The 14,929-nt window shown below is 52.5% G+C and carries 12 protein-coding genes; 7 read left to right on the top strand and 5 right to left on the bottom strand.

The window, feature by feature from the left end; genetic code table 11:
* Positions 1–22: 22 nt before the first annotated feature.
* From QWY20_RS03750 to malQ, 4 genes are all read right to left on the bottom strand, one after another.
* Positions 23–1,636, bottom strand: a complete 1,614-nt coding sequence (locus QWY20_RS03750) for a DUF4435 domain-containing protein (RefSeq protein ID WP_330127700.1) — start codon at positions 1,634–1,636, stop codon at positions 23–25.
* Positions 1,637–1,902: 266 nt separating this feature from the next.
* Positions 1,903–3,996 (bottom strand): glycogen debranching protein GlgX, encoded by a 2,094-nt coding sequence (glgX, locus tag QWY20_RS03745; RefSeq protein ID WP_407935396.1) that lies wholly within the window; start codon positions 3,994–3,996, stop codon positions 1,903–1,905.
* Between the two features lie 2 nt (positions 3,997–3,998).
* Positions 3,999–6,191 carry a 1,4-alpha-glucan branching protein GlgB gene (gene glgB, locus QWY20_RS03740; protein ID WP_330127698.1) on the bottom strand — a complete coding sequence of 731 codons (2,193 nt, stop codon included), beginning with the start codon at positions 6,189–6,191 and terminating at the stop codon, positions 3,999–4,001.
* A gap of 43 nt (positions 6,192–6,234) precedes the next feature.
* The gene (malQ, locus tag QWY20_RS03735; RefSeq protein ID WP_330127697.1) at positions 6,235–8,427 is read right to left on the bottom strand and encodes a 4-alpha-glucanotransferase; all 2,193 of its coding nucleotides are present in this window, start codon (positions 8,425–8,427) and stop codon (positions 6,235–6,237) included.
* A 165-nt stretch (positions 8,428–8,592) separates the two neighbouring features.
* On the opposite strand from malQ, the gene gap reads away from it, so the two are divergent.
* A complete protein-coding gene (gap, locus tag QWY20_RS03730) occupies positions 8,593–9,597 on the top strand; it encodes a type I glyceraldehyde-3-phosphate dehydrogenase (RefSeq protein ID WP_330127696.1) in 1,005 nt (334 codons plus the stop codon).
* Between the two features lie 13 nt (positions 9,598–9,610).
* Positions 9,611–10,462, top strand: coding sequence for a D-hexose-6-phosphate mutarotase (locus QWY20_RS03725; protein WP_330127695.1), 852 nt, complete (start codon positions 9,611–9,613; stop codon positions 10,460–10,462).
* Here QWY20_RS03725 and QWY20_RS03720 read toward each other — a convergent pair.
* Positions 10,459–10,839 (bottom strand): hypothetical protein, encoded by a 381-nt coding sequence (locus tag QWY20_RS03720; RefSeq protein ID WP_330127694.1) that lies wholly within the window; start codon positions 10,837–10,839, stop codon positions 10,459–10,461. The genes QWY20_RS03725 and QWY20_RS03720 overlap by 4 nt on opposite strands.
* Before the next feature lie 321 nt (positions 10,840–11,160).
* On the opposite strand from QWY20_RS03720, the gene ccoN reads away from it, so the two are divergent.
* The 5 genes from ccoN (at position 11,161) to QWY20_RS03695 (ending at position 14,929) form a co-directional block, all read left to right on the top strand.
* A complete protein-coding gene (gene ccoN / locus QWY20_RS03715; RefSeq protein WP_330127693.1) occupies positions 11,161–12,591 on the top strand; it encodes a cytochrome-c oxidase, cbb3-type subunit I in 1,431 nt (476 codons plus the stop codon).
* 10 nt (positions 12,592–12,601) lie between these two features.
* Complete coding sequence (gene ccoO, locus QWY20_RS03710) at positions 12,602–13,213, top strand: cytochrome-c oxidase, cbb3-type subunit II (RefSeq protein ID WP_330127692.1); 612 nt, start codon at positions 12,602–12,604, stop codon at positions 13,211–13,213.
* Positions 13,214–13,218: 5 nt separating this feature from the next.
* Complete coding sequence (locus tag QWY20_RS03705) at positions 13,219–13,407, top strand: cbb3-type cytochrome oxidase subunit 3 (protein WP_228611266.1); 189 nt, start codon at positions 13,219–13,221, stop codon at positions 13,405–13,407.
* Entirely contained in the window at positions 13,400–14,377 is a 978-nt protein-coding gene (gene ccoP / locus QWY20_RS03700) for a cytochrome-c oxidase, cbb3-type subunit III (protein ID WP_330127691.1), read from the top strand. The genes QWY20_RS03705 and ccoP overlap by 8 nt, the downstream gene beginning before the upstream one ends.
* A 66-nt stretch (positions 14,378–14,443) precedes the next feature.
* Positions 14,444–14,929 carry a FixH family protein gene (locus QWY20_RS03695; RefSeq protein WP_330127690.1) on the top strand — a complete coding sequence of 162 codons (486 nt, stop codon included), beginning with the start codon at positions 14,444–14,446 and terminating at the stop codon, positions 14,927–14,929.

Here is a 14,929-nt window from a genome sequence, read left to right as displayed (position 1 = left end):
AGCGGTCCGCTGGAATGAATTGTTATTCCATATGTTGTGCAAAGTTTCCAAAGTATCTCTTCAATGCCTTTGCTATTTCGTCTCGGCCGCTACCTTTTGCGAGGCGAACTACAAACTCAGGAAGGCTACCATTAGCAAGGCCGAGCGCTGAGCTTGCTTGTGCAGATAGCGACTTACGATTGTATATAGCCAAGAGGCGGTCAAAATCTTTTGCAGACAATACATCGTTAAACTCTGCAAGTGATTGAGAGTAGATGGCGTTGGCGTCAATTCCTGTAACAAGCGAATGTAAAGCAGAAGCCAGCCCGTCAGCACCCTTTGCTTTTTCGTTAAACATATTGAGTTGAAACTTTATCTCACCTGCAGCGCGAAGCGAGGCCTGAACTTCTAGCTCACCTTGTAGGCGAGAGAATATTGCAGACGAAACGGATTGGAAATCGGCATTAACATCACGCTCCAATCGAGCGCTAACTAACTCAAGAATTTCTTTGGTGCAAAACAGGTTTTCTACCTCTGCAACGGATAGGACGAATATTGAATCTTGCTCGAGCCTTTCGATTTCAGCGGGAACCCGCCTATCTCTATCAATGATGCCAAATACCTGTAGGTGATGAAGCTGAGTATTATTTTTAAGAGCCTTAACTGATTGTATTACTTGGCTGCAGCTACCAACCGGTATAACTAGGTAGTTATTCAGGATTGCTGCATAAAGAGCGGAATCAAAGCTACCGACTACCCCTTCAACAAATACAACAGGATGCCTGCTGCCAAGCACTTCCAGCAAAAGATCCTCTGGAATGCTTGCGTCTTGCCTTATTAAATCCCAATCCCATTTTTCACCATCGTAAGACTTTAGCCAAACTTTTGTTGCCTCTTCCATTGCCGAAGCAAAATCTACATCATGGGTAAGGTATATAAAAAAGCAATCAGGTCTTGCTTGCTCAATCTGATCCCAAAGGGGGGCCTGAACTGACTTGTGGAGGTGTAACTCTGGTTCATCAATGATGATTATTGCGTTGGAAGGTGCCGCCAAACATTGGCCGATGAGATAAAAAATGACCCGCTCACCATCACTCATTTCTGAGGAGTTGTATATTTTTTCTTGCGCATCTCTTGTCTTTGTTTGAATCCGCAGTCCACCAATTACCAGTTCCCTGTGTGGAAGTATTCTTTCCCAAACCTCCTTAACTACATCAAGCTTGGTTTTTGGCGGTTCAACTCTGTTAGTGGTTGACTTTGATGCTGCTAGATATTTTGCGCTCTCCTCAGTGTGATCTGAGAAAAGAAAAACCATTAACTGATGATAGTCATTTAGCAGGCTTACCGCTGGTTTGCTTTGCCAACGGTGCCCTTGCTTGTATCCGTGAATATTTTTCTCCTCAATTGCACGCTCATAGCCCGTCCACAGCTCGGAGGTTGCTAAATCGATAGATTTAGGTGTCGTTGAGTCAGGCATTGCAAGAGATTTTTGTGCAGAAATCCGATGCACCTTATCTCTATCTGGAGAGTTAAATTCAATCCAAGTACCCAGTCTTGTTTTGCCTGCGCCATTAGCACCTACGACCAAAAGACTCTTTTGTGACTTAACTATTGATTGCCCCGAGTTGTTTTCAGGGAGATGAATTTCTTTTTCCATGGTTTGACCGTTATTTGGGCTCAATTGGTAAGGCATAACGTCTTAGTGTTTTATTCGGCACGCAGTTCAGTGACGGATAAACTCCTGTTGAACGGGCCGGCTCACTTAATTTTTGGTATAACTGATGCTAATGGAATTTGTTTTTTAAGGGAACAGCTTATTTACAGATTTAGGCTCGTTGTGTTGCGTTTTTTTCTCAAGCCTGAGCTGCTCAGCCTCTTTATTTTTGAGCAACCCTGGCTGTGTTAAAGCTCCGGGCTTTCAGTCTAAGCTTTGCTCTCACTGGCAGCAGGCTTTGAGCGCTCTGCATCCAACTGCCACAACGAGATACTAAAAGCCGGCTGCTGGTACTGGCCATGGTGCCGGTTGGCTGCTTGCAGCAGGCCTTTATCAAGCGCTGTATCGAACAACAAGCCCCACTCGCCTGCTGGCAGGCTGATCGTTTGCTCATGGTGGGCGGCATTGAACACAAACAGCAAGGTGTTGCCATCGCGGGTGTTTTGAATGCTGAACAAACAGCAGGCCCGCTCCGGATCGTGCCAGTCGTGGCTTTGTTTCAACTCCCCGCTGGGCAGATACCACTGCACCTGATGTTTATCACCATGCCATTGGTACTGCTCATCCAGCAACGACAGTTGCTGCAAACAGGGGTAGCGCTTACGCAGCGCCATCAGTTGCTGCACAAACTGCAGAAAATCCTTCTGCTCACTGTCCAGTTGCCAGTTCAGCCAGCTGATGTCGTTGTCCTGGCAATAGGCATTGTTGTTGCCCCGCTGCGTATGGCTGAGCTCATCGCCGCCCAGCCAGTGCACGATGCCCTGGCTCAGCAGCAAGGTGGCGGCCAGATTACGTTTATGCAAAAAACGCAGAGCAATGACTTTTGCATCGCGGCTTGGGCCTTCCACGCCATGATTGCAGCTGAGATTATGGCCATGGCCATCGCGATTCTCTTCGCCGTTTAGCCAGTTGTGCTTCTGCTCATAGCTCACCAGGTCCTGCAGGGTAAAGCCATCGTGGTAACAGAGGTAATTCACGCTGCAACTGGCCGGCATGCGGTGTTTTTGAAAGATATCGCGCGAGCCAAGCAACCGGGTAGTAAATTCAGCCAGGCTGCCTTTATTGCCACGCCAAAAAGCACGGAAACTGTCGCGGCATTTGTCATTCAGCTCGGCCCAATTTGCCGGAAACTGCCCCAGGTGATAGCCAAAAGGCCCCACGTCCCAGGGCTCGGCGATTAACTTGGCTTCACTGATCACCGGATCCTGCGCAATGATTTGAAAGAATGCGGCATACGGATTAAAGCGCTTGTGCTCACGGCCCAGGGTTACCGCCAGATCAAAGCGAAAACCATCCACCTGCATTTCGGTCAGCCAGTAACGCAGCGCATCCATCACCAGCTTTTGCGTGACCGGCTGCGCCACATTCAGCGTATTGCCACAGCCGGTAAAATTGCAGTAGCTTTGAAAATCGGTGATATCGGCGTGGTTATGAAACAGATAATACTGCCGGTTGGCCAGGCCGCGAAAGCTCAGCACCGGGCCATCATCACCGGCCTCGGCACTGTGGTTAAACACCACATCCAGAATCACCTCGATGCCATGCTGATGAAAGGTGCGCACCATGGTTTTAAACTCGGTCACCGCATCGGTTAGCTGATAGCGGGGATCAGGCGCAAAAAAATTGACCGGGTTGTAGCCCCAGTAATTGGTCAGTTGCATCGCTTCGAGCCTCGGCTCGCTCATAAAGCTGGCCACCGGCAGCAACTGAATGCTGGTAATTCCTAATTGCTGTAAGTGTTTGATAATGGAGGGATGACACAAACCAAGATAGGTACCGCGTAACTTTTCCGGCACCTCCGGGTGCAACATGGTCAAACCTTTGACATGGGCTTCGTAAATAATGGTTTGTTCCGCCGGTACCTGCGGTTTGGCCACGCCTTGCCAGTCAAAATCTGTCTCTGTGAGCACCCCTTTGCTGATAAAAAGCGGGCTCTTTTGTTGGTACAGATGCTCCTGAAAACGCTGCGGCCGGTTTAGCCGCTTGCAGTAAGGGTCTATCAGCAAGCGCTCTGCATCAAAGCGCAGGCCCTGTGCCGGGTTGTCTTCACCGGACGCCGCCAGTGCATACAAGGTGCCTGCCGGAATACCGGAAACGGCCAGATGCCAGATATCGCCGGTACGGCCGGCAAACGCCAGCTCCGCAATCGGCTCCTCGGTATCCGGCTGGAATAACCACAGCGTAAGCGCCCTGGCATCCGGAGCATAGACCGCGAAATTCCACTCATCAGTAGCGACAGATGAAGGGCCCAGCGGTTTGGGCTGGCCCACCTGCGTTTTTAGCAAAGGCACCTGCAGTCCCATCATCACCCCCGGCGGCGCAGATACAAGGTGGATAACGGCGGTAAATCCAGCACCAGGCTGGCGGGCTGCCCCTGATGCGGCTGAGCCGCTGCATGCAACACAGAGCCAACCGCAAAATTACTGCCCCAGTAATAGCTGCTGTCGGTGTTCAGGATCACCTCAAAGTCTCCCTCAGTGGCAACGCCTAACCGATATTGGTTACGCGGAACCGGCGTGAAGTTAGACACCACATAAATGCGCTCACCAGCTGCATCCTGCCGGTAAAAACTGAGCACCGAATGCTCGGCATCGTTGTGATCCAGCCAGCCAAAGCCCTGGCTGTCGTAATCCAGCTGGTACAAAGGCGCACAGCGTTGGTAACTCAGATTCAAATCACGAAACAGCTGCTGAATACCACGGTGTTTGTCGTAATCCAGCAGATGCCAATCCAGGCTACGCTGATGGCTCCACTCTGCGGCCTGTGCAAACTCCATGCCCATAAAGTGCAGTTTTTTGCCCGGATGGGCAAACATATAAGCAATATAGGCCCGCAGGTTGGCCGCCTGCTGCCATTCATCGCCCGGCATTTTATGCAGCAAGCTGCCTTTACCGTGCACCACTTCATCGTGCGACAATGACAGCACGAAGTTTTCGTTGTAATGGTACACCATGGCAAAGGTCAGATCGTTGTGATGAAACTTGCGATAAGCCGGATCCTTGCTGATGTAACGCAGGCTGTCGTTCATCCAGCCCATGTTCCATTTAAAGCCAAAACCAAGGCCACCCTGATCAACCGGTTTCGAGACACCGGCAAAGGACGTGGACTCCTCCGCAATGGTGATGGCATTCGGGAACTGACGGTACACCTCGGTGTTTAGCCATTGCAGCAGGCTGATGGCTTCGTAGTTGTGATTGCCGCCATCGACATTGGGCACCCACTCGCCCGCCTTGCGCGAATAATCCCAGTACAGCATGGAAGCCACCGCATCGACCCGCAGACCATCGATATGAAAGTGTTCCAGCCAGTACAAGGCGCTGGCGACCAGGAAATGCCGCACGGTGTCTTTGCCAAAATCATAGATGCAGGAATTCCAGTCCGGGTGCCAGCCCCGGCGTGGATCTTCGTATTCATACAGTGCCGTGCCATCAAACCGGGCCAGGCCGTGGCCATCATCCGGAAAGTGCGCCGGCACCCAGTCCAGGATCACCCCAATGCCAGCCTGATGGCAGGCGTCGACCAGGGCTTTAAACTCATCCGGGCTGCCAAAGCGTGAACTCGGCGCAAACAACCCCACCGGCTGATAGCCCCAGGAACCATCAAAAGGATGCTCCATCACCGGCAACAGCTCAATGTGGGTGTAGCCCATATCCAGCAAGTATGGGATCAGCTGCTCTGTTAATTCCAGGTAATTCAGTGGCTCGTTGTTGTCTTTGCGCCGCCAGGAGCCCAAATGCAGCTCGTAAATACTCATCGGGGCCTGATAAGGCGGAACTTGCTTGCGACTTTGCCAGGCCTGATCCTGCCACTGATAGCGGCTGTGATCATACACCTGCGATGCATGCGATGGGTATTGGTCGGCAAAGAAACCGACCGGATCGGCTTTATGCGGCAGCAAATGCCCTTGCCGGTCTTTGATTTCAAACTTATACCGCACTCCGGCAGCAATGTCCGGCATCACCAACACCCAATGACCGCAATCGGTTTTCTGCATAGGGTGGCAGCGGCCATCCCAATCGTTCATATCGCCGATCAGGCTGACACTGCTGGCATTGGGCGCATAGACGGCAAAGCGGGTTGCTGTTAGCTGCTGCTTGCCCAGCGCCAACTCCATCAGTTGAGCACCCAACTGGCGGTACAGGTTTTGCGGCTGGCTGTGAACAAAATGCACCGCGTGGTAGGCTTCTTGCTGGAACTGATAAGGATCGACCAGCCGGAACTGATGCTTGCCCTGAGTGACCAGCAACTGATACGGCGTGGTCTTGCGTTTGCGCGGCAGCATCAGGGTAAAGAGCCCTGCCACCACGGCATCCGGCTGACAAACGCCAAGGGACTTGCCCGAAGCCAAATCCAACACTTCCACCTGCTCTGCCTTTGGCAAAAAGCAACGCACCAACCAGCCCTTTTGCTGGCCTTGCCCGTCATGATTGGGCTGCCAGCCCAGTAAAGAAAATGGTTGTGCACAACGCACTGCTGCCAAGTCTGACGCCTGAGTCATCCTGCTTCCTTTTTTAGTTATAGCCTGCTTAACTAATGCTGATTTACTGATAAAGCCAATCCGTCCTGGCCTGGCTCAGCTGCTGCATCAATGCCAGTTGCTCTGGCTGCTCTGCCAGGTGTTCCAGTGTCTGGCTGAGCTTACGCCGCCAGTTCGGGTACTCATCGCTGGTGCCCGGCACATTGACCGGCTGGGTCATCTGCATCCAGTCTTCCAGCTGCAAACACAGCAACTGGCTTTGCCCCTTAGCCAGGTGAAGTTGCAAGGCGCGGGCCAATACCGGCTCCATCCCCACCTGCTCCACTTGCCTTGGGTAATCCGACGGCAAAGCGCCATGGCCATGCAAGGAGTCCAGGATGCGTTGTTTGTTGCGGTGACGCTGCTCAAACAACTGCTGCAACTGGGCGGCATCCGGATACAAACCCAGCTGCTCACCAAGTTTTAAATCATCGCAATGCCAAAAGCCAATCAGCGTTGGTAGATCGTGCGTGCACAGCGTGGCCATCGCCTGCAGCGGGTAATGGGCCGGAGAGATAAAGCCGCCATCTGCAGCCTGTTCAAAGAAATACACCCGATACGAATAGACGCCGTGCTGCTGCAAAAAATCCCGAATACCATCCGGCACCGTGCCGAGATCTTCCCCAATCACCAGCACCTGATTGCGCTGACTTTCCAGTGCTACAATGCCCAGCAAGTCCATGATCGGGTAATACAAATAAGCACCACCCCGCGCATCATCGGCGGTTTTAGGCACCCACCACAACCGTAGCAACGCCATCACATGGTCAATGCGCAGTGCACCAGCATGCTGCATATTGCTCCGCAGCAGGTCAATAAATGGCTGATAGCCTTGCTGAAACAGTTGCAGCGGCGACATTGGCGGCAGACCCCAGTTTTGGCCCTGTGGGCCTAATGGATCCGGCGGGGCTCCGATGCTGGCATCACGGCAATACAAATCCGGGTTGGCCCAGATCTCCATCGAGGCTTCACTGACCCCCACCGCCAAATCACGGTAAATACCCAGCAACATGCCCGCTTCTTTGGCGGTTTGCTGAGCCGCGGCCAACTGTCTGTCGGCACAAAACTGCAGGTAACTGTAGTAATCCAGCGCTTTTGCCTGTGCTTTGGCAAAAGCTTTCACCTTCGCAGAGGCCGGATCCTGGTATTCCACCGGCCAGGCTGGCCAGCCCCAGTACTCACTATTTTCGGCATACAAGTGCGCATGCAAGGCATCGTACAAAGCCTGCTGCTGCAAGCTCGAGCCGCCAGCCTGCTTAAAATCAGCAAAAGCGGCCTGCTCATCCGCTGTCGCATGCTGTACAAACCACCGATACGAGGCATGCATCACCGGCTGTTTCAGCTGCATCACGCCGCTATAATCGACCCAATCACGGCTGCGCTGCTCAGCAAGTTGCTGTTGAAACGATGCTGCAGCGACCAATTGCTGACACTCTGCCGACTCGGCAAAGCCTGGCATGGCAGTCACGTCCAGATAGATGCCATTGAGCCAGCGCCGGGACGACGGGCTGTAAGGGCTGGCATGTTCCGGCATGGCCGGATAGAGTGCATGGATCGGGTTCAGACCCACAAAGTCAGCGCCCTGCGCAGCCAACAGTTGCAGCAGTTGCTGAAGGTCGCCAAAATCACCAATGCCCCAGTTGCGCTCCGAGCGCAAGCCGTACAGCTGCACACTGACACCCCATTGCTTGTTACTGGCAAAAGCCTCTGGCTGATAACAACGCGTCGGTGTCACAATCAGCGACTGCTCACATTTAAGCGTGGCAGGGCTGGTTACCCGCAGGCGGTGATAGCCAGGCTCCAGATGAGTTGTAATGGCATGCTGGTATAAATGGTATTCCTGCTCATCCTGCTGGTAGACCTGCAGCAGCTCGCCATCGACCGGCGTAAGCGACAAGCGATGCTGCTTGCCAGCTTCGGTGATAAGATTCAGTTTCAGTGGTTCATTGGCCAACGCCAACGGCAGCCGCAGCTCCAGATGCAGCGGCTGATCCTGCTGCTGCACCGAGACCGGCAATAACAGTTGCTGCCACAGTGCCTGCTGATGGTGCTGCAAACTCTCATCCAGGCTGTCTTCACTGCTGGTATCAAACCCCTGCGCTGCCAGTAAAGCCAGCAGATTGGCTTCGCTGACGTGTTGCAACTGCCCATAGGCATCGGTGTAACTGGCTTCAATGCCGGCAAATGCCAAAGCCTGTTCTACAAGCGCTGTGTTCATGGCGTCCTTCCTGCTTATTTTCTTTGCTATGCTGAGAATACTCTGAATTCGGGCTTTTTGCGTTATTTAATTACAAGAATTCGTATGCAACTGCATTTACCGCTTGAATATTTCGCCAAATAATGTAATTTTACTACAAAATAACGTTTAACCAAGGGGTGTTCTATGACCATTCGTGTTGCAATTAACGGTTTTGGCCGTATCGGCCGTAATATTTTACGGGCTCTGTATGAAACGAATAAGTCGTACGACATAAAAATTGTCGCAATCAATGATTTAGGCGATGCCGCCATCAATGCGCACTTGCTGAAGTATGACACAGCTCATGGTATTTTTCCGGCTCAGGTTGAACATTCTGACAGTGCTATTTTCGTTAATCAGGATGAAATCCGTACTTTAAGCGAGCGCAACCCGGCCAATCTGCCGTGGAAAGAGCTGCAGGTGGATGTGGTGCTGGAGTGTACCGGCCTGTTCACTGATCGCAAAACCGCTGGCGCACACCTGACTGCCGGCGCGAAAAAAGTCATTATCTCCGCCCCGGCCAAAGAGGTGGATGCTACCATTGTGTATGGCGTGAACCACGACATCATTACCCCGGATATGACCATCATTTCCAACGCATCCTGCACCACCAACTGCCTGGCTCCTATCGCTAAGCCACTGAACGATGCACTGGGTATTGAATCCGGTCTGATGACCACCATTCATGCCTACACCAACGACCAGCGGTTAAGCGATGTGTACCACACCGATGTCCGCCGGGCTCGTGCTGCAGCCATGTCGATGATCCCGACCAAAACCGGCGCCGCTGCCGCCGTTGGTTTGGTGGTCCCTGAGCTGCAAGGCAAGTTTGATGGCCTGGCCGTACGGGTCCCTACCCTGAACGTTTCGTTGGTGGATTTATGCTTTATTGCTGGTCGCAATACCAGCGTAGAGGAAGTCAATGACATTATCCGCAAAGCAGCGGCCACTTCACCACTAAACGAAGCCTTGATGGTGAACGATTTGCCACTGGTTTCGGTTGATTTTAACCACAACCCGATGTCGTCCATCTTTGATGCCAGTGAAACCCGGGTCAATGGCCGTCTGGTGAAAGTAATGTCCTGGTACGACAACGAGTGGGGCTTTAGCAACCGCATGCTGGACAATACTGTCCAGATGATGAAGTAACCAAGCAAACTCCATGCGAAGCAGCATCCAGCCACAGCTTGGTTTTGCCCACCTGGCCGAGCTGCCCTGTTGGCAGCTGCGCTGCGGTGAAGCCAGTGCTGTGGTCAGCAGCTATGGCGCTCAAGTGCTGTCGTATCAACCAAGCCCTGGCGATGAACTGTTATGGCTCTCGCCTCAGGCGAACTGGCAGCAGCAAGCCATTCGCGGTGGCATTCCACTGTGCTGGCCCTGGTTCGGGCCCGCCGATCCCAGCATCCTACCTGACGCGGCCTCACAGCCCGCGCATGGCGTTGCCCGAACCCGGCACTGGCAACTGCTGCAGCAACATTGCACCGAAAGCGTCGCGGCACTGACTTTGCACAGCATTTTTACAGATTTACCGCATTGCCCTGCCCCCATCGAGTTACAGCTAGCAGTCCGCTTGAGTAAAGAGGCACTAAGCGTCACACTAAGCTCTGAACAGCCCCTGCCACAGCAAGCGGCTTTGCACAGTTATTTTAAGCTCACTAGCCCGCAGCAGCTAAGCGTGCATGGACTTGGCAACCACTACCTGGATAAAGTCAGCCAGCAAGAATGCCTGGATGGCGCTTCGCCTGCCCGACTGGAGAATGAAACCGATCGCATCTACCTGCAAGCTGGTTCGCAGCTGCTGGTTCAGGATGGTGCTCAGGGAGTGGTACTGCAACAGTCAGGCCATGACAGCTCAGTGCTGTGGAACCCTGGTCCGGCGAAAAGCAAGGCACTCAAAGATGTCCCTGATAATGCTTATCAGCACTTTGTCTGTGTGGAAACCGCCAGCCTGAACTGGCAGACAGCGCCGTTGCAGTTAAGCCAAACCATTGCCCGACAGGCAGCCAGCCGTTAGCGCCAACTGCTCTGAAAAACCTCCGAAATCAGTAGTACCCGGCCATCTTCATACTGAATGCGAATGGTTAGTCGCCACAGCATGTTAGGATCAGTACAGGCCCCCAGTAAAAACTCCGCCTGCCATAGCGATGGTTCAATCGGTTCAAACCGGATCGGTACCCGCCCCATGTACATCGACTCGCCGGTGACCTCAGCGGTGATGGCAGCAATGGCTGCCACCGTTTGCAGTTTTAACGTAAGCAAGGACTCAACCGGAATGCTTTCAGGGCTTATCGACAGTTGCTCTGCTGTGCTATCATAGAGCAAAAGCTCGGATTGATCAGCCACTTGCGCTGGCTTACAACCCAATGCCATAACCACAAGCAATAGCAACACGGGCAGACACAATGCTGAGGTATTCACCATGGGTGGGGGCTTGCCTGTTTGCCAAAATAAGTAGTTTATTCTACCTCGAATACAGCAAGAGGGCCAAAGACAACCTACACTTGTTTACTTAGTAAACAAGGACTTTGTTCTAAATCATAAAAGCGGCGGATTCAACTATCTTTTGCAAAGTGAAATCTTTATCATCCGCAACCAGAATAGCCCTAAGTGGGTACAGCACAGTGAGGTGTGTACCGGCTTAGAGTGATAAAAAAAGGGCCACTTCCCGCAAGTGGATAATTTGTAACCAGCGAAACTGCAGTGGAACTCGATATGAGCCAGACTAAATCGTTAGAAGTTGACTACAACTATAGCGTTGTCCGCCTCTTTACCCTTGCTACCATTCTATGGGGCATTGTGGGTATGGCGGTAGGTGTACTGATTGCAGCCCAATTGTATTGGCCTGCCCTGAACTTTGACATCCCATGGCTGACTTACAGCCGTCTACGTCCTCTTCATACCAATGCGGTGATCTTTGCTTTTGGTACCAGTGCCTTGATGGGGACTGCTTATTATATCGTGCAACGAACCTGTCAGGTCCGGCTATTTGCTGAAAAGCTGGCGATGTTCACCTTCTGGGGCTGGCAAACAGTGATTGTGCTGGCTGCCATTACCCTGCCCCTGGGTATTACCCAGTCCAAAGAGTACGCCGAGCTGGAATGGCCGATTGATATTCTGATCACTGTGGTCTGGGTCTCGTTTGCGGTGGTGTTCTTTGGCACCCTGGTGAAACGCAAAACCAGCCATATTTACGTCGCCAACTGGTTCTACGGCGCCTTTATTATTACCGTGGCGGCCCTGCACCTGGTCAATAATATGGTGATCCCACTGAACCTGGTCAAATCCTACTCCATCTATGCCGGCGCTGTGGATGCGATGATCCAGTGGTGGTATGGCCATAATGCGGTAGGTTTCCTGCTCACCGCTGGTTTCCTGGGCATGATGTACTACTTCGTTCCGAAGCAGGCTGGTCGTCCGGTCTATTCGTACCGCTTATCCATTGTGCACTTCTGGGCTCTGATTGCACTGTATATTTGGGCTGGCCCGCACCACTTGCACTACACCGCCTTGCCGGACTGGACTCAGTCGCTGGGTATGGTGATGTCGGTGATTCTGTTTGTGCCCAGCTGGGGTGGTATGATTAACGGTATCATGACGCTGTCAGGTGCCTGGCATAAACTGAAAACCGACCCGATTCTACGTTTCCTGATTGTTTCTCTGTCCTTTTACGGCATGTCGACCTTCGAAGGCCCGATGATGGCTATCAAATCGGTGAACGCCTTGTCGCACTACACCGACTGGACCGTTGGCCACGTGCACTCCGGTGCTTTGGGCTGGGTTGCGATGATTACCATTGGTGCCACCTACTACTTGATCCCTACCCTGTTTAATCAAGGCCGGATGTACAGCATTAAACTTATCAATACACATTTTTGGCTGCATACCATCGGTGTGGTGCTTTACATCGTGGCCATGTGGATCTCCGGTATTATGCAAGGCATGATGTGGCGCGCGGTCAATACCGACGGCACCCTGACCTACAGCTTTGTAGAAAGTGTTGAGGCGTCCATGCCGTTCTATCTGATGCGCTTTGTCGGTGGTGTCTTCGTGCTGGTGGGGATGTTTGTGATGGCGTACAACACCTACAAAACCCTGCGTGCAGAGAACCACTCTCTGAAGCCTGTTGCTGAAGCTGTGGCCTAAGGAGCGAGCAATGTCGAATAAGAATCATCACGAAAAAATTGAAAAGAGTGTTGGCTTGCTGGGGATCTTCACCATCATTGCCATCAGCTTTGGTACCCTGGTGCAAATTACGCCCCTGATGTATCTGGAAGAAACCACCACCCCGGTCCATGGCTTGCGCCCTTACACAGCACTGGAAATGGAAGGTCGGGATATTTACATCCGTGAAGGCTGTAATAACTGCCATAGTCAGATGATCCGCCCGTTTCGCTCGGAAGTGGAGCGCTACGGCCACTACTCGGTAGCAGGTGAACATGTGTGGGAGCACCCGCACCTGTGGGGCTCGAAACGGACCGGACCGGATCTGGCCCGGGTCGGTGGCCGTTACAGCGATGACTGGCACTATGCTCACATGATGGATCCACGCTCGGTAGTTCCTCAATCCAATATGCCGGCTTACCCCTGGTTGGCCGACAGAGTATTGGATGGTCGCTACACAGCGCGTAAGCTGGAAATTTTCCGTAGCCTTGGCGTGCCCTACACCGACGAAGACATTGCCGGTGCAGCCGATGCCGTTCAAGGTAAAACCGAAATGGATGCTCTGATTGCCTACCTGCAATCGCTGGGCACACACTTGAAGTGATTACGATGGAATTTGCAACCTTACACAGCATTTTAACCGTCATTTTATTTGTAGGTTTTGTTGGCCTGATTATCTGGGCCTACGGCAAAGGCCGGAAAAAAGATTTCGATGAAGCAGCGAACCTGGTGTTCGATGATGAGCCGGAACTGACAAAGCCAGAACAAAAACAAAAACAGGAGTCCGATCATGAGTAGCTTCTGGAGCGCTTGGATCATCATTTTCACGCTGGTTGTACTGGTTGGCTGCCTGGTGCTGCTGACCTGGAACCTGAAAAATTACGTCGGTGTATCGGAAGATGAAACCACAGGCCATGAACACGATGGCATCTCCGAGTTGAACAATCCACTGCCAAAGTGGTGGACTTACATGTTCTACATTACTCTGGCCTGGTCTTTACTCTATCTGGCGGCTTACCCAGGCCTTGGTAATTACAAAGGCTTTTTGAACTGGACCAGTTCGAATCAGGGTATTTTATCGCTGGCAGAGTCGGAGCAAGCGGTGATTGCTGCCCGCGAAGCTGGCATGAATGTGCAGCTGGACCGGGAAATGGTCCGGGCCGATGAAGTCTATGGCCCGGTGTTCCGTCAGTTTGCCGAGCGCGATATCCTGGATTTAGCCTATGATCCGGAAGCGCTACGCATTGGTCAGCGGCTATTCCTGCAAAACTGTGCCCAGTGTCATGGTTCGGATGCCCGTGGTCAGCGCGGTTTCCCTAACCTGACCAACAACGACTGGCAATGGGGCGGTACGCCGGAGAAAATCAAAGAAACGCTACTGTATGGTCGCAAAGCCGCCATGCCTGGTTTCAAAGATGCCTTAGGCGAACAAGGGATTCGTGAAATGACCGCCTTTGTGCTCAGCTTGTCTGGCCGTACCGTCAATCAGCGTGATGCCGAAGCAGGTCAGGCCAAGTTTGCCATGTGCGCGGCTTGCCATGGCAACGATGGCAAAGGCAGTGTCGCCCACAACCTGCCGTTCGGTGCGCCAAACCTGACCAACAACATCTGGCTGTACGGTGGTTCAGCAGCCGATATTACCGAGACACTGGTACAGGGACGCTTTGGCGAAATGCCAGCCTTCCGTCACACTCTGGGCGAAGATAAGGTTCATATTCTAACCGCTTATGTCTACCGCTTATCGAACCCAGAACCGAAACAAAACTGATCCGAACGCTGGATTAGGATAGAATAAACCCCGGCTTCGGGGTTTATTTTTACGAGGAGTTCCTTGATGCAAACCGATACCAAACCCTGGTACAAGCAGCTGTGGCCGTGGATTTTAATTATGCTGCCGGTGTTCGCTTTTGCCCGTGGTGGCTGGGCCTTTTACATCATGATGCAAAACCAGCCGGAAATGGTGGTGGACGATTACTATCGTGAAGGCCGCACCATCAACAACCGGCTGGAAAAATACCGTGAAGCAGCGCTGCGGAACCTGGAGGCCCATGTGCTGGTGATTGGTAACCGGGCTGTGGTCCGTTTTGCCGAGAACGCCGTTCTGGGTGACAGTATTCATTTAGATTTTTACCACACAACGCTTGGAGCCCAGGATTTTGAAGTCGATGCTGAACGTAGCGGTGCCTTGCTTTATGTGGCTACCCTGCCCCATACACCACGCGGACGCTTTCGGCTGGTGGTGTCGGATGACAGTCAGGAATGGCGTTTACGTGTCACTCTGGATGTTCCTGCCGAGCAGGAAGTGAAGCTGGGTTACTAA

It is taken from the genome of Alkalimonas cellulosilytica (assembly GCF_036325985.1).
Classification (GTDB): domain Bacteria; phylum Pseudomonadota; class Gammaproteobacteria; order Enterobacterales; family Alteromonadaceae; genus Alkalimonas; species Alkalimonas cellulosilytica.
Note: the sequence above shows the minus strand (reverse complement) of the source record. Positions and strands in the feature narration are given on the sequence as shown.